Genomic DNA, 25,705 nt, shown 5'->3' with positions numbered 1-25,705 from the left:
TACAACTCCTTTTAAATTTGTTTAATAAGTTAAATAAGCGTCTAGGTCAGTCAAGGCACGTTTGGCAATGGCTTCATAACGTTCTTTTTTATCGCGGATGCGTGGGCCATCTAATTCTTTGATGATGCCAAAGTTAACATTCATGGGTTGGAAATGTTTGCTTTCTGTATGAGTGATGTAATAAGGCAAGCTACCGATAGCCGTTGTTCGTGGAAAGACAACTTCTGCTTCTGATTTGAATAGACGAGCCGCGTTGATTCCTGCAACTAAGCCACTTGCAGCAGATTCGACATAACCTTCAACCCCTGTCATTTGTCCAGCAAAAAAGAGATTATCTTGACGTTTTGAACGGAATGTCTGAGTTAAGAGATTTGGTGAATCCATGTAAGAATTGCGATGCATCACACCATAACGAACAAAATCTGCATTTTCTAATCCAGGAATCATTGAAAAGACTCGTTTTTGCTCTCCCCATTTCAGATGGGTTTGGAATCCAACAATATTATAAAGGCTACCTGCAGCATTATCTTGACGTAGTTGGACAACAGCATAAGGCGTTTTATAGTCTCCGTCACGTTTGCCAGTATAGTCTTCTGGGTATTCCAAACCAACAGGTTTCATTGGGCCATAAAGCATGGTTTTAATGCCACGCTTTGCCATAACCTCAATTGGCATACAACCTTCAAAATATTTCTCTTTTTCAAAGGAATTAAGTGGTGCCTCTTCAGCATTAACCAAGGCCTCATGGAAAGCCATAAATTCTTCCTTAGTCATCGGACAATTTAGATAGGCTGCTTCTCCTTTATCATAGCGAGATTTCAAATAAACCTTGTTCATATCAATGCTTGATTTATCAATGATTGGAGCTGCTGCGTCATAAAAATAAAAACCAGTGCCACCATTTAAGGCATGAATTTTTTCAGCTAAACGATCACTAGTTAAAGGCCCTGTGGCAATAACGGTAATGGCATCGGTTGGTAAATCTGTAATTTCCTCACGCATTACCTCAATTAAAGGATGTTGATGAAGCTCTTCAGTAACCATTTGTGAAAACTGATCACGATCAACTGCTAAAGCTCCACCAGCCGGGACACGATGAGTTTCTGCTGCTTTCAAAATAAGAGAATCTAACCGTCTCATCTCTTCTTTTAAAAGACCAACAGCATTGGTTAAGGCATCTCCTCGTAAAGAATTTGAGCAGACTAATTCGGCAAACTGATCAGTCTTATGCTGAGGTGTTGCTTTAACCCCACGCATTTCATAGAGTTTGACTGGAATACCACGTTTAGCAATTTGATAAGCTGCTTCACTACCAGCAAGACCAGCTCCAATAACATTAATATAAGTTGCAGTCACAATTTTTCCTCCTAGTTTTTACTTGGCTTATTATAGCAAAATTGAGGATAAAAGACCATTACTTTGTAGTTTTTTGCTAAGAGTTTACCTAAAAAACTTGTAAGCGATTAAATTTTTAGATATAATGACATTATCTTACTTTTGAAAGGACTTATTATGAAAAAACGACATTTTTTGGCAATTTTGGGAGCAACTGCATTACTAGCAGCATGCTCTAGCCAAAGCTCAAGCAACCAGTCAACAACTTCGACTGCTTCAGAGAGTAAAACGACTTGGCAACTTATCCAAGAAAAAGGAGAGTTGACAGTAGCAACGCCTATGACTTACCAGCCAACTTCTTATTATAATGATAAAAAAGAATTAGTTGGTTATGAAGTTGATCTGATGAAAGAGATTGCTCAACGTCTAAAAGTCAAGGTTAAATTTGTTGAAACTGGCTTTGATCAAGCATTCTCAGCTGTTGACAGTGGGCGTGTTGATGTATCACTTAACAACCTTGATATCACACCAGATCGTCTAGAAAAATATAATATCAGCGAAGCCTATAAATACAGTGTTAGTGGCATGATTGTTCGTGCGGATGACTCTTCTGGTATTTCAGCTAAAGATTTAAGCGACTGGAAAGGTAAGAAAGCAGCGGGTGCTGCTGGAACAAACTTCATGAAGATTGCTAAAAAACAAGGGGCAGAGCTAGTGACTTATGACAACGTTGCTGGTGATGTTTATCTCAACGATGTGGCTAATGGTCGTACGGATTTTATTCCAAACGATTACATTTCTCAAAAGTTATTTGTTGAAGCTATGAAAAAAGAGAACCCGGATCTAAATGTTAAGGTTAGTGATGTTCTCTATAATCCAAGTCAACAAGGGATTGTGATGAGTAATAAAGATGACAGCCTAGTTGATGAAATTGATCGTGTCTTGCATGATATGAAAGCAGATGGTAGCCTTAAAAAACTAGCTGAACAGTATTATGGCGAAGATGTTAGCAAGCCTTACGAATCAGATCAAGAAATTCCAACCATTGACATCAGTGATGTTGATAGTGCAGAGTAAAAAATAGAGCCTAGAATGGCTCTATTTTTTATTTATTAACATAAATAAAATTATGTAACATTAAAATAGGGGATAAGACCTATTTTATTTTTGCTTCTTGATAGTCGCAGTTTTCCGTATTACTACAAATAATTTGCTTACCACCACGGATTTTCTTTTCGATTAGATAAGATTGGCATTTAGGACAAGAACGGTCAATCGGACTATCCCAAGATGTAAACTTACACTCTGGAAAATGATCGCAACCATAGAAAATACGATTTTTCTTACTCTTTCGCTCGATAACCTGTCCTTTTTGACAAGTTGGACAAGTTACACCAATCTCCTTGGTAATAGCTTTGGTATTTCGACAGTCAGGGAAATTACTACAAGCATAGAATTTACCGTAGCGACCGAGTTTGATGACCATGTCATGTCCACAATTATCACAACTAAAGCCAGCAGGTTCATCCTTAATTTGAATTTTTTCGATTTCTTCTTCTGCCTTAGAAAGCTCCTTAGCAAAAGGATGATAGAATTGATCAATGACTTTTTGCCACTGAGCTTCTCCTAGCTCTACCTTGTCTAATTTTCCTTCCATATCGGCAGTGAATGCCACATTAACAATATCTGGGAAAAACTCGACAATCAGGTTATTAACAATCTCACCTAATTCAGTCGGTTCAAAACGCTTGGCTACTAACTTAACGTAATAACGTCTTTGAATGGTTTCCAGAGTCGGTGCATAGGTCGAAGGACGACCAACCCCATTTTCTTCCAAGGTTTTAATCAAGGTTGCTTCTGAGTAGCGAGCTGGGGGTTGAGTAAAGTGTTGTTCAGGATTAAGTGATAATTTATGAACAACTTCTCCTTCTTCCATCTCAGGTAACATCTTATTTTTATCTGAATCATTGTAAACGGCTAAATAGCCGTCAAATTTAATTTGACTACCATTAGCAGTAAAGATAACTTGATTTTGAGTTAAAGTGACTTTAACCGTATCAAAGATAGCCGCTGTCATTTGACTAGCTACAAAACGATTCCAAATTAATGTATAAAGTTTTAATTGATCTTTATCAAGGTATTTTGCGATTGATTCTGGCGTTTGATAAACATTTGATGGACGAATGGCTTCGTGGGCATCTTGAGCACCAGAAGTGTTTTTAGTTGGGTTAGTATTTTTACTATAATGTTTACCAAATTTTTCAGTAATAAATTTAGCAGCGTCAGCTTTAGCCAATGGACTGATACGAGTAGAGTCTGTACGCATATAGGTAATCAGACCTTGTTGGCCACTACTTCCAAGGTTAATTCCTTCATAAAGTTGTTGAGCAACCATCATGGTTTTACGTGTTCGGAAGTTGATTTTGTTAGCGGCATCTTGTTGCAATGAAGAGGTTGTATAAGGAAGAGGAGCATGACGTCGTCTTTCTTTCTTTTCAACCTTTTCGACTAAAAATTCATCAGAAGTCAGACGTGCTAAAACTAGCTTAACATCTTCATTTGTTGCTAATTTGAACTTTTTCCCATCTAGACCATAAAAATTAGCCTTGAATTTCTTAGTTCCTTTTTTGAAAATCCCATCAATAGACCAGTATTCTTCAGGTTTGAATTGTCGGATTTCTGCTTCGCGATCGATAATGAGTTTCAGAGCAACGGATTGAACTCGGCCGGCTGAAAGTCCTTTTTTAACTTTCTTCCATAATAAAGGCGAAATCGAATAACCAACAATACGGTCAAGCACGCGGCGAGCCTGTTGAGCATCGACTAGATCCATATCAATCTCTCTGGGAGCAACAAAGGCATTTTTGACGGCATCTTTGGTAATTTCATTGAAAACCACTCGGTTTTTATCGGATTTATCTAGCTCTAAAATATGGGCCAAATGCCAAGAAATCGCTTCTCCTTCACGATCCGGGTCACTTGCCAAATAGACTTGTTTGGCATTTTTAGCTTCTTTTTTTAGAGAATTGATGAGTGGTCCTTTACCACGGATATTGATATATTCTGGTTCATAATTATTATCAAAATCAATCGACATGGTTGATTTTTTCAAATCACGAATATGGCCAACACTAGCTACAACTTTATATTGACGGCCAAGATATTTTTCAATGGTTTTTGCCTTGGCTGGTGATTCGACAATAACTAAATTTTTTTTAGGTGTGGTCTTTTTACGACCGGTGCTTTTCTTTTTTGTTGCAAGGGTACTTGCCATAGAGTATGATTACACTTTCTTTGAAAATTAAAACTTATAGTATAATATACCACTTTTATTAAACTGTCAAGACTTACCCTAATATAGAAGAAGTCTGTTAAAAAGTGTGGACTACTATTGAATATAAAAGTGCAATCAATCGGTTTTCTTTATTGAAATCAATTACCTTTTCGCTACCAGCTATAGTGATGTTCCTACTTGTAGTTCTGCTAAAATATCGCTAGCTGAGGTGGTACACTTGGCCCCTTCTTGTATGAGATGATGGCAACCGTCTGAATAGCCACTTAAAACATCACCTGGAACAGCAAAGACTTCTCGCCCTTCTTCCAAGGCACGTTCGCAAGTGATTAGACTACCAGAACGTTTCTTGGCTTCTACCACTACTAAACCTCTTGCTAGTCCTGCAATAATGCGATTTCTTTCAGGGAAATGATGGCGTAAAGGTTGGGTATTAACGGGATATTCAGATAAAATCAAATGATTTTTGCCAATATAATCCTGTAGGCTGCGATTTTCCTTTGGATAATAGACATCAAGTCCTGTTCCGATGACTGCAATGGTTGCCCCGCCATTTTTCAAACAAGCTAGATGAGCTGCAGTATCAATACCACGCGCTAAACCACTCACAATAACAAACTGATTGGCAAGTTCACTGACCAGCTTTTTGACAATTTGAGTGCCTGATTTTGAACAGTTTCTAGCACCGACCATAGCTAATTTAGGTTTCTGTAACAGCTCTAAGTTGCCTTGATAAAAGAGTAAGACAGGTGGATTGTAGATTTCTTGCAATTCATCTGGATACTCCTTGTCTAAAATAGAGATACAAGGAAATTGATTAAATTCCTGGCGAAGTGTCTTACTATCTAATTTTTTATAAGTTTCGATGAATTGAATGGGATGTTTGCATTTAGACACAACTGCTATGTCACGCAAGGCTAGAGATGATTTAACATTTTTTTGATAAGTTAAGATGTTGAGAAGATTTAGATTGGTTAGTCCAGCTTTTTTAAATTTATACAGTTCAAAATTATTCATGTCTGACCTCCTTATTTTTCTATTCGTAAGAAGCTAATATAAAAAAGACTTTCTAAAACAATTCTTAGAAAGTCTTTTTTGTTTATTTTAGCCTACTTTTAATTGGTTCAAAGCTATAACGATGAATAGGACTGATACCATGTTGGGAGAGGGCTTTTAGATGGTCAGGTGTTCCATATCCGGCATTTGTTTCAAAATGGTAATTTGGATAAAGCTCCGCATAGCTTGCCATAATTTGATCACGAGTGACCTTAGCCACAATAGATGCTGCGGCAATTGACAAGGAGTTAGCATCTCCTTTAATAATAGCTTTTTGTGGTAAATCAACAGGCAATTCCATGGCATCAATCAAAAGGGCATCAGGTTGAGAAACCGAATTAAGTGCATCGAGCATCGCTAGTTTAGTCGCTTCATAAATATTGATTTGATCAATGACCTGATGATCTCGAATACCAAGACCTACTGAGATAGCCTTGTCCATAATTTCTTGATAGAGAGCTTGATGTTTCTTTTTAGCAATCTTTTTGCTATCATTTAAGCCTGTAATATTGCAGTCCTTGGGTAAAATAACACAGGCAGCAACTACAGGACCAGCTAGTGGGCCACGTCCCACTTCGTCAATCCCAGCAACTAGCTCATAGCCTTTAACCCAATAAGATTTTTCATAGCTAAGCATGGCCTCTAAACGTTCTAGTTCTTTGATTTCTTTGATAATAGCTTTTTTACGTTGACTGATAGCAGCTTGGACTCCCTTACGTTCATCTGCTTCAAATTTTTTCCAACGTTTATCAGTCAATGATGTGATTTTTTTAAGTTCTTCTTTAATTTCTTTAATTGTCATCCTTATTAAAATCTCCAATTCTATCTAGGGTATAATAGCCTAGTTTTCCATCTCGAACATCTTTGATAAATAATTGGTAAAAGCGATCGTAATCATCTCGAAAGCCTAACTTTCGCGTTAAATCCATAATAATTTCAGGAGCTTCTGTTTCTAAATTGACTTGCTTAAAGCGTTGAATCAGTCGTTCTGGATAATGCTCTTTAAAATAATTAAGACCAAAAATGGTGACCTCATCTAGAGGTAGCAAATTATCTTTTATTGCTCCTGTTAACGCTAATTTTAAACCAACCAGTTGATCCTCAAACTTCGGCCACAAAATACCAGGTGTGTCTAAAATTTCTAATTCCTTGTTTGATTTTAACCATTGTTGCCCCTTGGTTACACCAGGTTTATTGCCCACAACAGCAATCTTTTTACCGGCTAAGCGATTCATCAAGGTTGATTTTCCTGCATTGGGAATACCAATAATCATGGTTCTAAGCGTTTCTTTTTTGATGCCACGTTCTTGCAACTTATGCAATTTATCAGCCATTAAACTTTTGGCAGCTTCTGTAACTTTTTTAACTGTGGCTTGTTCTTTGGAGTTAATGGCTAAAGTGGTAATTCCTTGTTTTTCAAAATAGTGTCGCCATTCTTTTGTCTGTGCTTTATCTGCCAAATCAGCCTTATTTAAAATTAAGAGTTTAGGCTTATCTCCAACAATCTTAGTCAACATAGGATTTTGACTAGACAAGGGTAGGCGAGCATCTACTAGAATCGTCACAAAATCTACAAATTTTAGATTTTCTTGAACCTGTCGTCTAGCCTTGGACATGTGACCAGGAAACCACTGAATTGTTGCCATAACATTTTTCCTTTCATAACAATAAATAATAATTGAGATAAGTAGGATAAAAATACTTTAATTGTTATACTATTATATCATAAATATCAGATTTTTTAATATTAAGACATAAAAAACTCCCAGTTTTTATGGGAGTTTTAGTATATTATTGCCCTAGTAAGAATAAAATGTAATTGATTACTGATCCGATTACAAAAAGACCGTTATTCAATCCATGGACGACCATAGCATCCTTGATATTTCTTCGACGAGCATAGGCGAGGTAGAAAATAACTCCCAAAGCAAAATAAATAATGAATTCAATGAGGTTAAATGCCCAAAGATGTGGTAATGAAAATAGCGTTGAGCTAACGATTAAAGGGAGTATTATTTGGTTGTCACGGAAGAAATACCGACTGAGGAATCCACGATAAGCTAATTCTTCTAAAATTGGAGCAAAAAGTCCAATAGCTAGATGAAACCCAATAAAATAAAGTGGGAATGTTTCCTTCAATTGTTGGGCTGTGGCCATAATAGCAGCATCATTTGCTGTTATATCATTGCCATTGAGATAGGCATTAAGAAGGCTGCCCAAAATAGCAATTATTCGAGTGGCTAGAAAAAATAGCAAAGCAATTCCAAAATCTTTCCATCCAAAACGTAATTGTTTGACGTGTTCAGATTCCTTAGTGGAATAGTTTTTCCAGACGAATTTAATGATAAAAGTTGCAACGAATAAATACGCCAAGCCAGTTACCCATTGAAGTGGAATTGATAGCTCATTTTGTGCTGCAATTAAAATAAAAGGTGTGCTATTTAAGACCAAAATAAGCAAGAATAATCCAAATTGCTTGGCTAGTTTTTTCATAAAATTCATTGTTTGAGTGACCTTTCTATTTGTGATGAACGGTATGGCGTCTAGTCTTTGACACCTTTGTTATGCTATTATACCACATTATAATTGGGAAAAATATGATATAATGAGAGCAAAATGAGAAAAGGAGACTATTATGAAAGCTATGCTTAAACGTCAAGAAGTTGATACTCAATTAACTTGGGATACCAGTCTTATCTTTGAAACAGATGCAGATTATCAACAAGCACTAAAAGATTATGCTCAAGTAGTTGGTGAGTTTGAAAACAACTATAAAGGAAAGCTAAATCAAGCAGATGCTATTGTTGCGGCTTTGACAGACTTTGAAAACTTATCAATATTGCGTGACCAACTGAGCCATTATGCTTTTCTTCCCTTAGAAGTGGATCGGATGAATACTGAATCAGCAAGTCTGTCTAATGAATTTGATTTGTTAATGGAAGACACCCTGCCTCGTTTAGCCTTTTTAGATATTGAGCTAGGGGCTTTGGAAACAACTTTTTTAGAAGAGTTAATCTCCAAACAACCACAATGGAAGGCTTACTTTCAACAGTTGATTGATTTTAAACCACATCAACTTCCCTCGCTTCAAGAAGAACTATTAGCAAGTCTATCTACTGTTTGGCAACAGCCCTATAATGCTTACAATACGACCAAGTTTGAAGATTTGACTTTTGAGTCATTTGAAGTTAATGGGCAAACCTATGAAAACAGCTATGTTTATTTTGAAAATGACTATGAACTCAGTCATGATCAAGAAATTCGTCGTCAGTCAGCTAAAAGCTTCTATCGCACCTTAAAGAACTATCAGAATACCGCTGCCACAAGTTTACTTGCTCAGATGAAAAATGAACAAATTCAAGCCAAGTTGCGTGGTTTTGACTCTACGATTGATTATTTGTTATTCCAACAACAGGTATCACGAGAGTTGTTTGACCGTCAGATAGATGTTATCATGAAAGAGCTAGCCCCTCACATGCGACGCTATGTTAAGCTAGTTGCTAAGGCCCATGGTTTGAAAGAAATTACCCATGCCGATTTGAAAATCAGTATGCCGTCAAGTTTCAATCAACGCATTACTCCAGAAGAATCTAAAGCATTCTTGTTAGATTGTCTAAGTATTTTGGGTTCAGATTATCAAAAAATGATTGAGCAAGCATTTGATGAACGCTGGATTGACTTTGCACAAAATGAAGGCAAATCAACAGGTGGCTTTTGTGCGACACTTTATAATGGGCCGTCTTATATTTTGCTGTCTTGGACTGGTTTGATGAATGAGGTTTTGGTATTGGCTCATGAACTGGGGCATGCAGGTCATTTCCAACTGGCTAAAAAGCAGAGCATTCTCAGTTATGAGCCGTCACTCTACTTTATTGAAGCCCCATCAACTGCCAATGAGGTGCTAACTTGTAATAGCCTACTGAAGAAAAATCAAGATCCTGATTTCCAAATTTACCTGATTAGTGAATTGATTAGTCGAACTTATTTTCATAATATGGTGACTCATCTGCTTGAGGCAGCCTTTCAACGAGAAGTCTATACCCGTTTGGATAATAATGAGTATCTAAATGGTGACATACTTTGTCAAATCAAATTGGATGTGATAAAGCAATTTTGGGGAGAGGACTTTGCTATTGGTGATGAGGCAGGCTTAATTTGGATGCGTCAGCCACACTATTACATTGGTCTTTATCCTTATACTTACTCAGCAGGTTTGACGATTGGAACAGCCATGGCTAAACAACTGGAAGAAAATCCTGAACAAGTTGTTGCCAAATGGCTAGATACCCTGTCTTTAGGTGCGAGCCTATCAGCTCAAGAGTTGGCACAACATGCAGGAGTTGATGTCACAACTGACCAACCACTTCTAGAAACCATTGCTTATGTGGCTTCTTTGGTTGACCAATTAGAAAATCTACTTGCCTAATCAATAAAAAAAGATTGAGATAGTTTATCTCAATCTTTTTAATTAGCGAATTTGTTCAAAAGTAAGATGAACAATAATCTTATCACCATAGCCATTACGCTCCAAATCACGTTGTAAACGATAAGAAATATAATGTTCAGCGATATTGATATATCCTGCTTCCATCAAACGATTTTCAACCAATGATTGGACCATACTGATGGTCGGACGCTCCACCTGTGCATCTTCTAAGTCAATCACAACTTTTTTAGTCACTTGTGCTAAATCTTTTGCCAATTTATCATCAATCACATAGACGGTTTTAGCTGCTTTTAAAATTGCTTGGTAGATTTTGTCTGGATTAAACTCTACAATTTGTCCATCACGTTTTGTAATTTGCATGTTATTGTCCTCCTTTTATTTCTTTTGTAGTTTATTAGTCTGATTATACCATGTTTTTACTTATAATCAAAGAATTTGTCGAAGGAAAACTAGTCTGCTATCGAAGCAAGCAATATGTTACATAAATTTATTTACGTCACAAATAAAACTCCAGCAATGCTAGAGTTTTTGATTATTTTCGTTTCTTCTTAGCTTTTTTGAGTTTGTTAACTTGGCGTTTCATGGCTTGTTTCATTAGGAAGTTACCTGCCTTACCTTTAAGACCACCACCAAGAAGTTGGCTCATGTCCATATCACCTAAGCCAGATAAGTTTGGCATACCACCTTGTCCCATCATACTTTCAAGAGCTGACAAGTCCATCCCATCCATATTAGGCATGTTTTTTGGCAAATTATTAGGGTTAATTCCCATTTGCTTCATCATCTTGTTCATATCACCAGACATCATCCCTTGCATCATGCCCTTGGCTTGATTGAAATCTTTGATGAATTTATTGACTTCGACAAAACTGTTTCCTGAACCAGCAGCAATCCGACGACGGCGACTTGGGGTTAAGAGTTCAGGATTTTCTCGTTCGGCTGGCGTCATTGATGACACGATAGCTCGTTTACGGGCAATATCTTTTTCATCTACTTTGATGTTGGCAAGGGCAGGATTATTGGCCATTCCAGGTAACATTTTAAGCAAATCTTCCATTGGCCCCATATTTTGCACTTGATCTAATTGTTCAATGAAATCATTGAAATCAAAGGTATTTTCTCGCATTTTTTCAGCTAGTTCCAATGATTTTTTCTCATCATATTCTTGACTGGCTTTTTCGATAAGGGTTAAAAGGTCACCCATTCCCAAAATACGACTGGCCATACGGTCAGGGTGGAAGGTTTCGATGTCTGTAATCTTCTCTCCAGTCCCTGTAAACTTAATCGGCTTACCAGTAATTTCACGAATAGATAGGGCTGCACCACCACGAGTATCCCCGTCAATCTTGGTTAGCACTACCCCTGTAATATCTAGTTGTTGGTTGAATTCAAAAGCAACATTGGCAGCCTCTTGACCAATCATGCTATCGACCACCAGCAAGATTTCATTTGGTTGAGCAAGAGCCTTGACATCTCGCAATTCTTCCATGAGCTTTTCATCAATTTGCAATCGTCCTGCCGTATCAATGATGACATAATCATGGCGTTTTTCTTTGGCAAGGGTCAAGCCTTGGGCAACAATCTCAACAGCTGACACTTCGGTTCCCAAATCAAATACAGGAACATTGATTTGCTGACCTAAAGTTTTTAATTGATCAATGGCGGCTGGACGGTAAATATCCGCTGCAATCATCATCGGTCGAGCATTTTTTTCTTTAATCAGTTTATTGGCTAGTTTAGCAGCAAAGGTAGTCTTACCTGCCCCTTGTAGCCCGACCATCATGATAATGGTTGGAATTTTATCTGAGACAGTTAATTCTGCTGTTTCAGCTCCCAAGATGGTGGTCAATTCTTCATTGACAATTTTAACAATTTGTTGGGACGCATCAAGTGTTTCAATAATCTCATGGCCCACGGCACGTTCACGCACACGTTTGATAAACGATTTAACGACTGGTAGGGCAACGTCTGCTTCAAGAAGGGCAAGACGAATTTCCTTGGTCACTTCTTGGACGTCTTTTTCGGATAATTTACCTTTACGGCGTAAGTTTTTGAAAACACCTTGTAGGCGTTGGGTTAGATTGTCAAATGCCACGTTTTTCTCCTAATCTCTATTATCAATTTGACTCAAGGTCATAATTTGTTCTTTTAAATACGAATCGTCTGGGTATTTGGCTAACAAATCATCAAAAATCTGACTACGGACGATATAATCCGAATACATGTGCAATTTCATCTCATAGTCTTCTAAAATCTTTTCAGTTCGCTTGATATTATCATACACTGCCTGCCTACTGACCTGAAACTCTTCAGCAATCTCAGTTAAACTGTAATCATCAGCATAGTATAGCTCGATATAGTTCATCTGCTTATCTGTTAATAAGGCAGCGTAAAATTCAAATAAAGCGTTCATTCGATTGGTTTTTTCAATTTCCATAAGCCTTATTTTACCATATTTATCAAGATAATTAAACTCCTATCGTGACTTGGATCAATGGTTTTCAAGATAAAATTCAAAACGCTCGCCAACATATTGGCTACGGACATATTCAAAACAAATGCCGTCGTCCAAGTAAGAGGTTTGAATGAGGCTTAAAATAGCAGACTGTGGTTGAATATTTAGATAATGTGCCATCTCTTTGGAAGCCAATTTGGCTGAAATGGTTTGTTTACTTTTACCAATAACAAAACCTGCTTCCGTTAATGACTGGAAAAAGTGTTCACTAATGGCCTTTTTATCTAATTTTTTAGCAATTTTTTCTGGAATACTGGCAACTTCAAAAACTACAGGCAAGTCATCTGCGTAACGAACACGTTCCATGCGAATGATGTGGGAATTTGGTGGGATGTTAAGGTGTTTTATTTCCTGCTCATTGGGAAGAATACGTTGGTAAGACACCAAATGTGTCGAGGGCGTTTTTCCTTGAGATTTGATGATTTCTGTAAAACTGGTGGTTCCCCTCATGCGCTCTTGTACACGTTGGTTGGCAACATAGGTACCACTGCCGACACGTCTTTCAACAATTCCTTCTTCGACCAAGACGCTAATGGCTTGTCTTAAAGTCATGCGGCTAACAGCAAAACGACTGGCTAAGTCACGTTCACTAGGTAGGCGGCTACCAATTTTCCAAGTTCCTTGATCAATTTCTGATTTTAATTCATCACGAATTTTAATATAGGCTGGTAACATTTGGCTCAAACTCCTTTACTTTCCACTTCTTATTATAGCATGTTATGGTTTGATTTAGAAAAGAGATGAAAGAAAAGCAAAAAAAAGAGCTTTTTAATTGAATGAAATATGTTACAATGAGATAAGACATTTCGTCAAATGATGTAAATAAGAAAGGTTAACCATGACTGAATTTTCTCAATCAGCAGAGCTACAAAAAATTATCGTTTTGGACTATGGTAGTCAATACAACCAGCTCATTACTCGACGTATCCGTGAATTTGGGGTGTTTTCTGAACTCATGAGCCATAAGATTTCAGCTCAGGAAGTTAAGGAGCTAAACCCTATCGGTATCGTCTTGTCTGGGGGGCCAAACTCTGTCTATGCAGATGGTTCGTTTAGTATTGATCCAGATATTTTGGAGCTCGGCATTCCAATTTTAGGTATTTGTTACGGTATGCAGTTAATTACGCATACGCTTGGTGGCCAGGTACTTCCTGCTGGTGATGCGGGAAATCGTGAATATGGTCAATCAACCCTTAGTCAAGATCAAAGCTCTCAGCTCTTTACTGATACACCGGCTGAACAATTAGTCTTGATGAGTCATGGTGATGCCGTGACCGAAATTCCAGATGGTTTTGTCCGTACTGGTCAATCTGTTGACTGTCCTTATGCTGCAATGGAAAATCCTGACAAGAAAATCTATGGTATCCAGTTCCATCCAGAAGTCCGTCATTCTGTTTATGGCAATGATCTTCTCCGCAATTTTGCGATAAATATCTGTGGTGCGCGTGGTGACTGGTCTATGGATAATTTTATTGATATGGAAATTGAAAAAATTCGCCAAACTGTTGGTGATAAAAAAGTTCTGCTTGGATTATCTGGCGGTGTGGATTCGTCTGTTGTTGGGGTACTACTTCAACGTGCCATTGGAGACCAACTGACCTGTATCTTTGTCGATCATGGGTTATTACGAAAAGGCGAAGCCGACCAAGTCATGAACATGCTAGGCGGTAAATTTGGCCTAAATATCATCAAGGCTGACGCAGCTAAACGCTTCTTAGACAAGCTGGCAGGTGTTTCTGATCCAGAACAAAAACGTAAAATCATTGGTAACGAATTTGTCTATGTCTTTGATGATGAAGCAAGCAAGTTAGATGATGTTGCCTTTTTGGCTCAAGGAACCCTTTACACTGATATTATCGAATCAGGTACTGAAACTGCCCAAACCATTAAATCTCACCATAATGTCGGTGGTCTGCCTGAAGACATGCAATTCAAGCTGATTGAACCCTTAAATACCCTTTTCAAAGATGAAGTAAGAGCTTTAGGAACGGCCCTAGGCATGCCAGATGAAATTGTTTGGCGACAACCCTTCCCAGGTCCAGGATTAGCCATTCGTGTTATGGGAGAAATCACCGAAGAAAAATTGGCGACTGTTCGTGAATCTGATGCCATTTTACGTGAAGAAATTGCCGCAGCTGGTCTAGATCGTGATATTTGGCAATACTTCACTGTCAATACAGGCGTGCGCTCAGTCGGTGTTATGGGAGATGGTCGCACCTATGACTATACTCTAGCTATCCGTGCAATTACTTCTGTTGATGGGATGACTGCTGACTTTGCTAAGATTCCTTGGGAAGTGCTGCAAAAAATCTCCGTTCGTATCGTCAATGAAGTTGACCACGTTAACCGTATCGTCTATGACATCACCAGTAAACCTCCAGCAACAGTTGAGTGGGAATAATATCACATTAGAAAAGCCATTGAAATCTAAATTTCAATGGCTTTTTGATTGTCTATTATTATCTCTCTAAAATCACTACCATGATTTTTTTATGATTGCATTTAGACTAAATGTTTTGTTTTTAATCAACGTTTTTTAGATTTTAAAAAATAATAAGCAATAAATAAAACTGCCAAAATCATTAATCTTATTATTAAAGATATATTTAGTTTTCCGTCCCATATAGGAAGAGGAAGAAAAATCGTTGCAATACTATACCACAATAAAATCGAATTGATATTATTCTCTGTTTTTGTTTGGGTAATATCTTTAAGAGAACTAATTTGCTCATTGAGAATGTTATTATATTTTTCAATATATAAGTTATTTTGTAGATAGTAATATAAATCAACAGCCTGTTCTTGTGCACTTACTTCTGGTAACAAAAATTGATTTTTAAAAGTTACAAAAGCTTCTTGTAATTTTAAAATAGATCGGGACTTACTAGAGACCTTTTCACCTGCTTTTTGAGAATATTGAAGTAAACCGACACGTTGTGACAAGGTTATTAAAAGAAGATCTAGGTATTCTGAATTAAAATAATCAATTAAAAAGGAAGGAGTGTTATCCGAGCCAGATAAGTAAAGAAAGGAATGTTGTGTCACTAAATATAAAGAATGATAATCAGACCAACGAGAATATATGGTTTGAGTTAAGGTACTTCTTAGTAATTTTTCACTTTGACAAGTTGGACTGCCTGGATTATCAATAAAAGCTAGATTATACAATGTTTTTAGTTGATCTTTTTCTAATTCTTTTGAATTGCCAGTTTGTTCAATCAGTGGACCTAATTCTTTAGATTCATAAAAGGTATGAACAAACATACGATCGTCAATGATAATATCTAACCAGGTTTGAGCATTTGATATTTTCTTTTCTGGAAAAATTCTATCTTCAGGTAATTGTGTAAAATCTTGTAGAATTTGTAAGGGAGCAGACATGATTTTATAGGTATCTAAGTTTCCAGAATGTTGTGGAAGACTTGTTTTGTCTGTCAATAATTCCAAATCATTGGGAGCTTCAAGAAAATCATAACGCCCGATATCTGAGGTTTGAAAAGGATTATAAATGCGACGACCATATTGATTGATTCGTTGACATTGTTCAATCTCAGCATACTGAGTATTTTTAGCTGAAATGATAAGAAAAGCCGCGTCGAGCTTTGGATGGTGACGTATCAAGAGATAATCCAAATCTAAATCAAAATACTGCAGGTGATTTGAGTCATCATAATAAGAAATACGATAAGTTTGGTAGTTTTCTGGATTTTTATAGACATAATTTTTTACCAGCTCACGGTTATCAATCACAATTTCTAATGATTCTTTATTAAAATAACGCTGATAGGCATAGGCAATAGTGGAATTTTTGATATAAGGCAGCTCTTCAACAGCTCGAACTTCTTGCCAATGCTTGTTGTTAATGTTAAATTTTCCTTTAATGACAAAAGGTAGTATAAAGTGATGATGACTATATATAATACTCATGTTAGCTTGAACTCCTTTATAAAATATTACTCTGATGTTTTATTTTACCAATTTCCTCCTTATTTGTATAACGTGGAGACTCTAAATGATAGATAATAATCGAATCAAGATGATAATCGATAACTGTTGCCAGTTCCCTTTTTAATTGTCGGTAGTTACTGGGAGTTAAACGCCCTTCAAAGACTGATTTTTGAACATGCATTAAATACTTACGGCAGATTTTCATCACCTTGCTCACTCGTTTTTGTCCAATATCATAAACTAAAATGATAAACATCAAAACTCTCCTTTCATCAGAAGAAAAGTCTAGGATTTCCTAGACTTTTTATTTATTCCTTATAGGTAAGGTAATACTGTTATAAAGAAAATAAAAACCCCAAAAAAATAGTAGGTTTAAAGTCTCAATTCCTTATAGGTAAGGTAATACAATAAAATTGATTTTCAAAGTCATATCAAAAAAAGTTGACGTTACTGTCTCAATTCCTTATAGGTAAGGTAATACTTTTAATATAGGAGGAAACAAAATGAATAACATGACTAATAATAAAGTCTCAATTCCTTATAGGTAAGGTAATACGGTTGTGATGTTTATGACAGTGATAAGGTATCGTTAGGTTGGTTTGTGTCTCAATTCCTTATAGGTAAGGTAATACTATCTCATTGAAAATGATTATTGAAAATCCAATGGAAGTTGTCAAGTCTCAATTCCTTATAGGTAAGGTAATACAAAAAAATATCTTTAAGGGCGCAGCTGCTGCCCTATTGTCAATGTCTCAATTCCTTATAGGTAAGGTAATACATGGCGCTTATGGAGAACAAACAAGCAAAAGTCAAAGAACAGTCTGTGTCTCAATTCCTTATAGGTAAGGTAATACAATGATAAGTAAACATCCAAACGATAACTAAAATAAGGTGTCCCTAGAGTCTCAATTCCTTATAGGTAAGGTAATACTTGAGGATATTTTCAAAGATGCTGACTTTGATAAGGTCTCAATTCCTTATAGGTAAGGTAATACTATTGTTAATATATCAAAAAAAAATAAAAAAATCCCGATACTAGGTCTCAATTCCTTATAGGTAAGGTAATACTATTGGAAGAAAAAGTTTTCAGAGTTGCAGACGCTAGAAAGTAGCGGTCTCAATTCCTTATAGGTAAGGTAATACAAAAATGAAATTAAATGGGAATACGTTGTTGACTTTGAGTGAGTGTCTCAATTCCTTATAGGTAAGGTAATACCTGGTATTTATGATAAGGGTTTAGTCATGCTGTTGATAAATGTCTCAATTCCTTATAGGTAAGGTAATACAACAGTATTATTACGGTTGTTGAATACATTATATCCTAATTGAGTTGCCTTTTCAAGCAATTCTTTCCAAAAAGTCGGTCTATCTTTTTTTAGAAACGGTTCATAAAGACTGTAACATCAAAGAAATCTCCTTGATACTTCCTAGTCTCTCAAATAGACCGAGTATAATATGACTCTTGGCAAGAATCTGTTATAAAAACTAAGAGTAATAACATAAAAACAAAACAAATCAATTCCAATAAAACAATAATTAGTAAAAAACAGGATTATAAAAGAACATTTTTTGATAAGTAAAACAAAATCGATCAGAAATAACTGACCGACTTTTAATAATACTTATAAGGCTTGAAGTCCTTAAGAGAAATCTCACCCAAAAGATATTGCTTAAATTGTCTCGTATCTCGACAAATAAGTTGCCAATAAGTGATACTAGAATTTTTAATGACTTGTTTAGTCCCTAGTTTTTCTTCAAAAGCCTTTAAAACAAGTCGTTTCCCCTCAGGGTTTAAGTAGATTCCACCATCTGGAATGACCATAAAGTGTTCTTCAGCATTGATAATATGGCGATTGATTAGACTTAGAATAACACGATCAACAATAACAGGCTTCATATAATCTGCAAAATCCAGTTGTAGAGAATATGGACGATTGGTGGAAGCATGCAAAACAGCAATTTTAGGATCAAGTCCTACTTTCCATAAAGCTCTCATGACTTGACCATATAAAACAGTGTTACAAAAACTAATGAGAGCATTCAAAGGATCCTTTGGTGGACGTTTTGAGCGTTTTGTAAAACTAAAGCCTTCTTGGTTAATGACTTGATTAAAAAATTGATAATAACGTTGCCTTGCTCTTGCTTCTAACAACATTAGTTTGTCAATAGAATCAATAGTTTTTATCTCAGCTAGATACTGGCTTAGTTCTTTCTCGATAGCCAATAAATCAGCATCATTTGGTTTTTTCTTTAAATAATATCGACAATTAGAGCGTAAATTATGAAAATGAGCTGTTTCAAAAGCTTTTGCTACAGTTAAACGTTGCTTCTCATCAAGATAGAGTTGACATTGAGCTAGAATAATTTTAGCCGCACTCTTCATGGTTTCAGGTAAGATATAGGATTGGATATGACCATATTTATCATGAATGATTAGAGGAATACGGCGTTCATAAAGTAGTCTCATTGCTTCAGGTGGGATAATCACATTGGAATAGATATTAATTTGCTCAACATTAGCTATTGGTAGATGATGCTTATGCTTTTCATTTTCAAATAAAAGCGAAAAATCTTTTTTATTTAGAATGCCATCATCCACAATATAATACTGTTGTTGAGCTAGTTTCAATTTAGAACGATGCCAAGACTCATAATAACTTAATCTAACATATTCATGTTTCTTACAAACATAGATACCATCAACCAAAGAAAACTCATAACCTAACATTCGTTTATCATTAGCTTTGAACAGACCACTTTTCTTTTGATTAATTTTAAGATCAAGCTCATCATTTAAAAATTGTTGAATTTTTCCAAAAGCTTCTTCACCTTCTTCTCTAGATTCAAAAAAGAGATAGATATTATCTGCATAACGAATCCAGTCATAGCCGTTATCTTCTAAAAGTAAATCTAATCGATGTAAATAAAGATTACTTAATACAGGACTGATAGCACTCCCTTGAATAACACCTTTTGTAATCTTTGTTAGTTTGTTATTGTTATCAGATACTTGACAATAAATAAATAACTTTAATAATTGAAGAACTTGTTGATCATCTAGGTAAGTTTCTAGATACTGTATTAGTTTTTCTAAATTAATTTCATCAAAATAGTGGTGCAAATCGACCTCTAACAAATAGCTTTTTCCTGTATTAAAATAGTCAGTAGCTTGTTTGACAGCGGCAACGACTCCCTTACCTTCTCTAAATGCAAAGCTATTATCTAAAAATAATGGCTCCAAATATCGATTAAGCTTTTGTGATAATAATCGTAGTAAAAATCGATCAAGACTACCATAATAAGAAATGACACGTTTACCACCTGATTTTTTAACGATTTCCCTTTGCTTGATTAAGCTAGGGATATAAATACCTTCAGCCAATTCTTTTATTAGTTTTTCGTGATTGATTGACCAAAAATCAGCAATCTCATTTAGCCAGATTCCATCTGTGCCCAAACTGTTAGGAAGTTGACTTAAATGCTCAAAAGCTAACCTCTGATTTCTTTTCGACATCAATTCTTCAAATGAAAACATGGCTTCACCTTATAAAATTTTTGTTAAGACAGCATTGGCTAATCTCACATCATCTAAAGCATTATGTAAATGACCACTAAAGCTTGGTACAAGTTCTTGTCTAGAGATTAAAGGATTGTATCCTTTTGCTAATAATAAGCTAGAAATATCTATAATAGGAAATGGAGCTAGAAAAGTACGATTTTCTACATCTAATTGGATAACTTGATGCCAAATGCTAGCTTCAACAGGAATGCCAACATCGACAAAGCAAAGTGTTTCCTGATTGTGATATTTCAACCAAAGTTGCCAAAAAGCATTAAGTAAATCATTTTTACAATCAAATGCCTGATAGTCGTTAACATAAGGAAGAACATGTTCTTTAACCCAATGATTAGTAACCTTGTCTAAGGCGTGAGGTAAGCCAGCATAAAATTCTTCTATGACATTTCCTGAAGTATCACTAATCAAAACAGCGAGAGTTAAAAGTTGACCATATAAACCATCAGTTTCTGCATCTATAATAAAGCGATACATATCAATACCTCCATCTTTGAGAAAAAGCCCACAATTGTTCTGAAAAATCATCTGATTGAGGTAGGCACTTTAGCAAATCCCCCTCCCACTTGTCTAACAATTCCATAGTCTTAATCAAAGATAAGTCTTGCGAACTTTCGATTTGCCCAATTCTAGATTTCAAAGACGTTAAGCGAGAAAATATTTTTTTATAAGAGGCAGCTGTTTTTCCTAATCGAACTTCGACAGAGGCCCTAGCAGCAAGTATTGCAATCATTCTTAATTGTAAGGTGATAGTTGCTTTCTTTTTCTCACAAATGTTTAAAGAACAATCATAAAATGTTAATGCTTCTTTAAAGAGTTCTTTTTTGACATAATAATTAGCAAGATTCCAATAAATAATTTCTTTGGGATGATAATCTGCTACTTTATCTCTTTTAATTAAATAATAATCTTTCTTTGAAGAATCTGGAAAAAGTAAGTGACTAATCTCATGATTGAGTAATTGTTCATATAGTTTATCAGCAAAATTAGGATCGTATTTACTAGAACGATCAATTATGATACTGAAGTACATCAGATAAAATAGTTGACTAATTTCTGTTTCTTGTTGAAGTATCCTGTCCCAAAATTGTTTAATGGTTTCTTCAGAATAATCAGCTGTTAAATCATGATGATATAAAGCAGCCTTTATTAACCAATTAAGAGCAGGAAGTGGCTCTTCCGAAACAGAGGCTTCTAATCGACTACGATATTGATAATGACGCTCTAATTCGCCTTCAAAGTTAGGGTAATGCTTCAAAGCTTCATCAGATAGTAATCTTATCTCTTGTATCCAATTATCATCATTATGATACTGTGGTAATAAGAATAATTTTGCATAAATTTCCATGCAAAGCACATCCCCATAATATTCTGATTTTAAGGTATTAAAATAAGTGGCTATTAAGGGAAAATCTTCTATATTGTTTAATGTATTCTTAAAAATATGACGAACTTCTTCCATTAAACTAGCCGCTTGATGAAATTGGAAACTATCTATGTACAAAACAGAAATTTTTTCCATGACTCTATACAAGATAAAGAGATTTTCTAAAGTAGAGCCAACTTCTTTCAATAATTTTAAAGCTTTCTCTAATATTTGTCTAGCTGGTAATAATTGACCACTTCGTAAATAGATATCGCTTAATTGTAATAAAACTTCGAATTCTAAAACTTCACATGGAAATTCTTTAGTTTTTAAGAAAGGAATTAGTTGGTATTCAAATTCCTCTAGAATTTGAATGTTTTTTTGATAATCATCTTGACGAGCAATAAATGATAAAATTTCAGAACTCAACTGCTTTAATTGAGATTTCAAGATACGATAACTAAGATGCTCCATTCGACTAACAACTAATTGCAAATAATCCTGTTTTTTAGATAAAGTAGGAGAAAGAAAAACTTCCATTAAGGCTTCTGATATATCATTTTGCGCGAGTAAAATTCTGATTTTTACGTCAGACGATAATTCAGACATTGAAAAAGTTAAAACATCTGAAAAAATCTCATCAAATAGACATCGTGAATTAGCATCACGAAAAATTTGTCTTTTATAAATTCGTCTAGTGTTTGAAGCAAAATCTGCAATAATCAATTTTTGAGATTGTGTCGCTCTTTCTAAATGAAAGTGTACTTGACTTCCATGAGTTATAGCAATTTCATTTCGTTCTTTACGTTGTTTCAACACCTCACGGAAAGTTTGAGAATACTCTTCTTCCTTAATATGCACAAAATCTTGTCCATCTTTTTGAGCAACCCGACTAGCAATTGTAATATTAAGATGAACATTTCCATATTTGGCTTCTAATAGTTGAACGAGTTGTAAAAGACCTTCTGCCATAACTTGTAAATAAAGCTCACGATTATCTCCCGTTCCTAGATATTCAATATTTTCAAAATAAACATAACGCGCATTAGTTTGTTTTTTTAATTCAATCAGCTTTGGAAAAACATATTGTTTTTTTTGCTTAGGAGAGAGGGTCATTGCATGATTATACTGACTATTATTTAACAGTAAAGAAAAATCAATATGTTTTATTTGTTCTTTATCGACAAGAACGCCACCTACAAATGAATATAATTCTTTACTATTGCTGGTTTCATCAAATTTACCACTTTCATCCAACCATAATTCAAATTGCTTCATTTTTCTAACCGTCCAAAACCTGTATTAGTTTTTGAGCCGATTCCCATATCTATCAAAATCATTTGAAAGATAGTTAACTTGTCTTTGGCAGTTACAATTTTATCGGATGAGAGGTAAGAATCTTTTAGCATAAATCCAAATTCGAAAAAGACATCATCTTTAACTTTTAGTAGGTTAATAGGAATAGGATTTTTTATAGGTGAACGATGAGGAGTAATATATTCTTGAGCTAATATCTTTTTTTCTTTATTCTTATCAGAAGGAAAAGCTCCTAGAAAAACGTCTTTACCTTCAAAAATTAAATCAACAAGTTCCAAGATTTCTTCTTGATTGAGGCTAGGAAGAGCAGATTTAATATAATCTATTTTTATAGAGTCTGTGTGATGTTTTGGGAAATAATGTCTTAATAATCCTTTTAGAGATGAACCAGGTACATAAGGAAGTCCTGTAACATAATCAAAAGAAAATCCAGCTTTAATAACCCCTTTCTCATTTAAAATATGAGGATAACCAGTACCAATCAATAAGCCAGGATAAACCGTTTTTAGAGTAAGACACAAGTAATGGTCTAATTGTCTCCAAGAAATTACGGGAGAACTGCTATAATCAAATTGATTAAAGTGCTCTAAAGCCTTATTTTTTTGGGTAAAATCTATATCTTTTTTTTCTTCGAAATACTCATGATAAAATATGTAAGACATATTTGATGAGTCAAAACTAAAGAAAGTATTATTGCCTTTTTTCCCTTGCGTTCTGCCGTTTTGCTGATTTCTTACATTAGTTTGGTTATGTGTCATGTGATATTTTCTCCGGTTCTAAAAATAAATTTAGAGCAAGTTTAATGGCGATAGTTGCATGTAAGATAGCATTTTGGATTTCTTTATTTTCTTTATTCTGATTTTTAAATTGATTATTAACATAATCAAACAAAGTTTCTTCTGTTATTGTGTGGTCAACTTCTTTTAGGACACTCAATATCAAATTTGGTAGGACATGACGTCCTTTTGAAGCCCCCTTACTACTGTAAAAAGCTACAGCGGCCAATAGGCTCCCCATTGTAATTGCTGCTCCAAAAGTTGAAATATAACCTCTCAATTCAGGTGAAAGTACTTCTTGTTTTGACAATACATCATAAGCTATGGGGATTAGTTGATCTACTTTTTTCTTATTCATAATCGCCTCCTATTGTAAAACATCAATTACTTTACATAAGCCATATCCAATAGAGGCGTTAGCACCAAACTGAATGACTTTGTCTTTTACTACTAATTCAAAACAATCTAATAAATTCGTGTCATTTATGGTTGAGACAACAGTGAAATAAAATAAACTTTTATGTGGCACGACTTCTTCATACCATAAATTTTTACTAATACCTTGCTCATCTAAAACATTGCGAGCAATAACTGGTAAATCATATTCTAAAAATTCATAGTCTTCTCTTGTCTTTATCTGTTTATAATCTGTAGCTTCTTTTCTATTTTTTATTCCAAAATTTTCTTGAGCCTCAATGAAATCATTATTTGCCGTATTAGGAGAAATCATTTTATAAGCAGGCTCTCCTTTTTTTTCATTTTGAATAGGGCGGGCTAATAGATTAGCACTTAATATTTTTAATTGTCCTTGGCTAGTTTCTTTTCCTTCCTGGCCAAAAATCTGATTGATAATATCCGGTTTAATTTTTTGATCTTCAAAATAGACACGTAGAGCTCCTTTTACTCCTGAAGAATTTATTGTTGGAAACTTAGTAACTGCATCCCTAGCAACTTGATTATCGATAATATTATAATTTACTTCTCCACTACCAACATGTAAATTGGTTAAACATTCTAATACAAAAATTCTAGCTTTCATTTTATTGTTTTCCTTCCACTAATATAATGCAATTGTAACCTGCTTTAGAAGCATATTGACGAGATAATTTAACTTGCCCATAAAAGATGCTACCACTACGATAAAGTAAAGTTTTCTTTTGTTGACGATTGATTGCTTTGACAGTACCTTTTTTAGACCATGATGTTTTAAGATGACGGATTGTTTTCTCTTCAATGATAGAAAAGTCATCGAAATCAATATTTTGGTTGATAATAATATCAGATAAGGCGTAATGAAAGGAAGTTCCTTTAGGGGTATTTTCTTCAAAATGTGCCTTAACTAATGCAGATAAATTATTCTCTTGTTCGATAACATTTAAAGCAAATAAACTACCTTTTTGACCTAATCGAACAAAACCATTTGTTAATTCACCATCATAATCAAGAAAGACAGCAAATTCATACGACTTATTCATAGAATGAACCTGGCGTTTAAATAGCGCATCATCTTCCGCACCTAAATGATTTCCTATCATAACCTTTTCTGAAAAGATAGATGTTTCTAATTGACCAGTACTGATATTATAATAATCACTACCATGCCCATTTTTTATATCAAAATCATTGTGATTAGGTAAAGCTATTCGTCCAAAACTTGTACAAACAGGAGTATCTCTTAACATAGGCGAAAACATTTTTTTATGCTTATTATTAAAAGGAGTAGGCACAATAATTTCTTTGTTGTGTTTTAATATAAAAATTGGAGAAAGTGAAAGAATTTTTCCAAAATCTTGACATTCTTTATTGAGCGATAAACTTTCTTTTCCAACTAATAAACTCATTTTTTCTTGGTCATTTGTCGAGTAGTTAAAATTAGCTTTGATGAGATTTTCTTGATTTAGGACATGGTACCTAAGAGCTCCAAAAATGGTTGATTGTTCTGGAAAAGGATTGGTTTTGATAAAATAAGGAGAATAACTTGTTTGTTCTTGACTACCTTCAAAAACAAACTGTCTCTCACCACCAAATGAATAATTTTCCAAAGGTTTGAACGTAACTAAATAAGTTCTATGCATCTCA

22 protein-coding genes and 1 CRISPR repeat array are annotated in these 25,705 nt (G+C 35.0%); of the genes, 3 read left to right on the top strand and 19 right to left on the bottom strand.

The window, feature by feature from the left end:
- Positions 1-21: 21 nt before the first annotated feature.
- On the bottom strand, positions 22-1,356 hold the full coding sequence (gene trmFO / locus FRX52_RS01895; protein WP_146538303.1) for a methylenetetrahydrofolate--tRNA-(uracil(54)-C(5))-methyltransferase (FADH(2)-oxidizing) TrmFO: 1,335 nt from the start codon (positions 1,354-1,356) through the stop codon (positions 22-24).
- A 156-nt stretch (positions 1,357-1,512) separates the two neighbouring features.
- On the opposite strand from trmFO, the gene FRX52_RS01890 reads away from it, so the two are divergent.
- Positions 1,513-2,412 carry a transporter substrate-binding domain-containing protein gene (locus FRX52_RS01890; RefSeq protein ID WP_146538302.1) on the top strand — a complete coding sequence of 300 codons (900 nt, stop codon included), beginning with the start codon at positions 1,513-1,515 and terminating at the stop codon, positions 2,410-2,412.
- 79 nt (positions 2,413-2,491) lie between these two features.
- On the opposite strand, the gene topA is transcribed toward FRX52_RS01890, so the two are convergent.
- The 5 genes from topA to FRX52_RS01865 form a co-directional block, all read right to left on the bottom strand.
- Positions 2,492-4,609, bottom strand: a complete 2,118-nt coding sequence (gene topA / locus FRX52_RS01885; protein WP_146538301.1) for a type I DNA topoisomerase — start codon at positions 4,607-4,609, stop codon at positions 2,492-2,494.
- Between the two features lie 180 nt (positions 4,610-4,789).
- Positions 4,790-5,644, bottom strand: coding sequence for a DNA-processing protein DprA (dprA, locus tag FRX52_RS01880; protein ID WP_146538300.1), 855 nt, complete (start codon positions 5,642-5,644; stop codon positions 4,790-4,792).
- An 82-nt stretch (positions 5,645-5,726) separates the two neighbouring features.
- Positions 5,727-6,485, bottom strand: coding sequence for a ribonuclease HII (locus FRX52_RS01875; protein ID WP_146538299.1), 759 nt, complete (start codon positions 6,483-6,485; stop codon positions 5,727-5,729).
- Entirely contained in the window at positions 6,475-7,329 is an 855-nt protein-coding gene (ylqF, locus tag FRX52_RS01870; protein WP_146538298.1) for a ribosome biogenesis GTPase YlqF, read from the bottom strand. Before ylqF ends, FRX52_RS01875 begins: the two co-directional genes overlap by 11 nt.
- A gap of 145 nt (positions 7,330-7,474) precedes the next feature.
- Positions 7,475-8,185: a CPBP family intramembrane glutamic endopeptidase gene (locus FRX52_RS01865; protein ID WP_146538297.1), complete on the bottom strand. Its 711-nt coding sequence runs from the start codon at positions 8,183-8,185 to the stop codon at positions 7,475-7,477.
- 130 nt (positions 8,186-8,315) lie between these two features.
- On the opposite strand from FRX52_RS01865, the gene pepF reads away from it, so the two are divergent.
- Positions 8,316-10,109, top strand: coding sequence for an oligoendopeptidase F (gene pepF / locus FRX52_RS01860; RefSeq protein WP_146538296.1), 1,794 nt, complete (start codon positions 8,316-8,318; stop codon positions 10,107-10,109).
- A 42-nt stretch (positions 10,110-10,151) separates the two neighbouring features.
- On the opposite strand, the gene FRX52_RS01855 is transcribed toward pepF, so the two are convergent.
- The 4 genes from FRX52_RS01855 to FRX52_RS01840 all read right to left on the bottom strand — a co-directional run bounded on the left by FRX52_RS01855 (position 10,152) and on the right by FRX52_RS01840 (position 13,320).
- Positions 10,152-10,490 (bottom strand): ATP cone domain-containing protein, encoded by a 339-nt coding sequence (locus tag FRX52_RS01855; RefSeq protein ID WP_146460474.1) that lies wholly within the window; start codon positions 10,488-10,490, stop codon positions 10,152-10,154.
- A 172-nt stretch (positions 10,491-10,662) separates the two neighbouring features.
- Positions 10,663-12,225, bottom strand: coding sequence for a signal recognition particle protein (ffh, locus tag FRX52_RS01850; RefSeq protein WP_146538295.1), 1,563 nt, complete (start codon positions 12,223-12,225; stop codon positions 10,663-10,665).
- A 9-nt stretch (positions 12,226-12,234) separates the two neighbouring features.
- On the bottom strand, positions 12,235-12,567 hold the full coding sequence (locus FRX52_RS01845) for a putative DNA-binding protein (RefSeq protein WP_146460478.1): 333 nt from the start codon (positions 12,565-12,567) through the stop codon (positions 12,235-12,237).
- A 54-nt stretch (positions 12,568-12,621) separates the two neighbouring features.
- Positions 12,622-13,320: a GntR family transcriptional regulator gene (locus FRX52_RS01840; protein ID WP_146538294.1), complete on the bottom strand. Its 699-nt coding sequence runs from the start codon at positions 13,318-13,320 to the stop codon at positions 12,622-12,624.
- Positions 13,321-13,483: 163 nt separating this feature from the next.
- On the opposite strand from FRX52_RS01840, the gene guaA reads away from it, so the two are divergent.
- Positions 13,484-15,046 carry a glutamine-hydrolyzing GMP synthase gene (guaA, locus tag FRX52_RS01835; RefSeq protein ID WP_146538293.1) on the top strand — a complete coding sequence of 521 codons (1,563 nt, stop codon included), beginning with the start codon at positions 13,484-13,486 and terminating at the stop codon, positions 15,044-15,046.
- A 125-nt stretch (positions 15,047-15,171) separates the two neighbouring features.
- On the opposite strand, the gene FRX52_RS01830 is transcribed toward guaA, so the two are convergent.
- From FRX52_RS01830 to FRX52_RS01790, 9 genes are all read right to left on the bottom strand, one after another.
- Positions 15,172-16,572 (bottom strand): hypothetical protein, encoded by a 1,401-nt coding sequence (locus FRX52_RS01830; RefSeq protein WP_146538292.1) that lies wholly within the window; start codon positions 16,570-16,572, stop codon positions 15,172-15,174.
- A gap of 16 nt (positions 16,573-16,588) precedes the next feature.
- On the bottom strand, positions 16,589-16,849 hold the full coding sequence (cas2, locus tag FRX52_RS01825) for a CRISPR-associated endonuclease Cas2 (protein ID WP_146538291.1): 261 nt from the start codon (positions 16,847-16,849) through the stop codon (positions 16,589-16,591).
- 48 nt (positions 16,850-16,897) lie between these two features.
- Positions 16,898-17,879: direct repeats of the CRISPR family, unit length 29 nt; unit sequence GTCTCAATTCCTTATAGGTAAGGTAATAC.
- A 326-nt stretch (positions 17,880-18,205) separates the two neighbouring features.
- Positions 18,206-20,128, bottom strand: coding sequence for a CRISPR-associated endonuclease Cas1 (cas1, locus tag FRX52_RS01820; protein WP_146538290.1), 1,923 nt, complete (start codon positions 20,126-20,128; stop codon positions 18,206-18,208).
- 9 nt (positions 20,129-20,137) lie between these two features.
- On the bottom strand, positions 20,138-20,644 hold the full coding sequence (locus tag FRX52_RS01815; RefSeq protein WP_146538289.1) for a hypothetical protein: 507 nt from the start codon (positions 20,642-20,644) through the stop codon (positions 20,138-20,140).
- A 1-nt stretch (position 20,645) separates the two neighbouring features.
- Positions 20,646-22,811, bottom strand: coding sequence for a hypothetical protein (locus tag FRX52_RS01810; protein ID WP_146538288.1), 2,166 nt, complete (start codon positions 22,809-22,811; stop codon positions 20,646-20,648).
- A complete protein-coding gene (cmr6, locus tag FRX52_RS01805) occupies positions 22,808-23,608 on the bottom strand; it encodes a type III-B CRISPR module RAMP protein Cmr6 (RefSeq protein ID WP_146538287.1) in 801 nt (266 codons plus the stop codon). Before cmr6 ends, FRX52_RS01810 begins: the two co-directional genes overlap by 4 nt.
- Positions 23,598-23,984 (bottom strand): type III-B CRISPR module-associated protein Cmr5, encoded by a 387-nt coding sequence (locus FRX52_RS01800; RefSeq protein ID WP_146538286.1) that lies wholly within the window; start codon positions 23,982-23,984, stop codon positions 23,598-23,600. The genes cmr6 and FRX52_RS01800 overlap by 11 nt, the downstream gene beginning before the upstream one ends.
- A 9-nt stretch (positions 23,985-23,993) precedes the next feature.
- The gene (locus FRX52_RS01795; RefSeq protein WP_146538285.1) at positions 23,994-24,665 is read right to left on the bottom strand and encodes an RAMP superfamily CRISPR-associated protein; all 672 of its coding nucleotides are present in this window, start codon (positions 24,663-24,665) and stop codon (positions 23,994-23,996) included.
- Position 24,666: 1 nt separating this feature from the next.
- Complete coding sequence (locus FRX52_RS01790) at positions 24,667-25,701, bottom strand: hypothetical protein (protein ID WP_146538284.1); 1,035 nt, start codon at positions 25,699-25,701, stop codon at positions 24,667-24,669.
- Positions 25,702-25,705: the final 4 nt, after the last annotated feature.

It is taken from the genome of Streptococcus sp. sy018 (assembly GCF_007859185.1).
Lineage (GTDB): Bacteria > Bacillota > Bacilli > Lactobacillales > Streptococcaceae > Streptococcus.
This window is presented reverse-complemented; position numbering and strand designations above follow the sequence as displayed.

Excerpts from the sequence above, each read along its gene's own strand:
- FRX52_RS01890 (WP_146538302.1), top strand. The coding sequence starts at position 1,513 with ATGAAAAAACGACATTTTTTGGCAATTTTGGGAGCAACTGCATTACTA.
- topA (WP_146538301.1), bottom strand. The coding sequence starts at position 4,609 with ATGGCAAGTACCCTTGCAACAAAAAAGAAAAGCACCGGTCGTAAAAAG.
- dprA (WP_146538300.1), bottom strand. The coding sequence starts at position 5,644 with ATGAATAATTTTGAACTGTATAAATTTAAAAAAGCTGGACTAACCAAT.
- FRX52_RS01875 (WP_146538299.1), bottom strand. The coding sequence starts at position 6,485 with ATGACAATTAAAGAAATTAAAGAAGAACTTAAAAAAATCACATCATTG.
- ylqF (WP_146538298.1), bottom strand. The coding sequence starts at position 7,329 with ATGGCAACAATTCAGTGGTTTCCTGGTCACATGTCCAAGGCTAGACGA.
- FRX52_RS01865 (WP_146538297.1), bottom strand. The coding sequence starts at position 8,185 with ATGAATTTTATGAAAAAACTAGCCAAGCAATTTGGATTATTCTTGCTT.
- FRX52_RS01855 (WP_146460474.1), bottom strand. The coding sequence starts at position 10,490 with ATGCAAATTACAAAACGTGATGGACAAATTGTAGAGTTTAATCCAGAC.
- FRX52_RS01845 (WP_146460478.1), bottom strand. The coding sequence starts at position 12,567 with ATGGAAATTGAAAAAACCAATCGAATGAACGCTTTATTTGAATTTTAC.
- FRX52_RS01840 (WP_146538294.1), bottom strand. The coding sequence starts at position 13,320 with ATGTTACCAGCCTATATTAAAATTCGTGATGAATTAAAATCAGAAATT.
- guaA (WP_146538293.1), top strand. The coding sequence starts at position 13,484 with ATGACTGAATTTTCTCAATCAGCAGAGCTACAAAAAATTATCGTTTTG.
- FRX52_RS01830 (WP_146538292.1), bottom strand. The coding sequence starts at position 16,572 with ATGAGTATTATATATAGTCATCATCACTTTATACTACCTTTTGTCATT.
- cas2 (WP_146538291.1), bottom strand. The coding sequence starts at position 16,849 with ATGTTTATCATTTTAGTTTATGATATTGGACAAAAACGAGTGAGCAAG.
- cas1 (WP_146538290.1), bottom strand. The coding sequence starts at position 20,128 with ATGTTTTCATTTGAAGAATTGATGTCGAAAAGAAATCAGAGGTTAGCT.
- FRX52_RS01815 (WP_146538289.1), bottom strand. The coding sequence starts at position 20,644 with ATGTATCGCTTTATTATAGATGCAGAAACTGATGGTTTATATGGTCAA.
- FRX52_RS01810 (WP_146538288.1), bottom strand. The coding sequence starts at position 22,811 with ATGAAGCAATTTGAATTATGGTTGGATGAAAGTGGTAAATTTGATGAA.
- cmr6 (WP_146538287.1), bottom strand. The coding sequence starts at position 23,608 with ATGACACATAACCAAACTAATGTAAGAAATCAGCAAAACGGCAGAACG.
- FRX52_RS01800 (WP_146538286.1), bottom strand. The coding sequence starts at position 23,984 with ATGAATAAGAAAAAAGTAGATCAACTAATCCCCATAGCTTATGATGTA.
- FRX52_RS01795 (WP_146538285.1), bottom strand. The coding sequence starts at position 24,665 with ATGAAAGCTAGAATTTTTGTATTAGAATGTTTAACCAATTTACATGTT.
- FRX52_RS01790 (WP_146538284.1), bottom strand. The coding sequence starts at position 25,701 with ATGCATAGAACTTATTTAGTTACGTTCAAACCTTTGGAAAATTATTCA.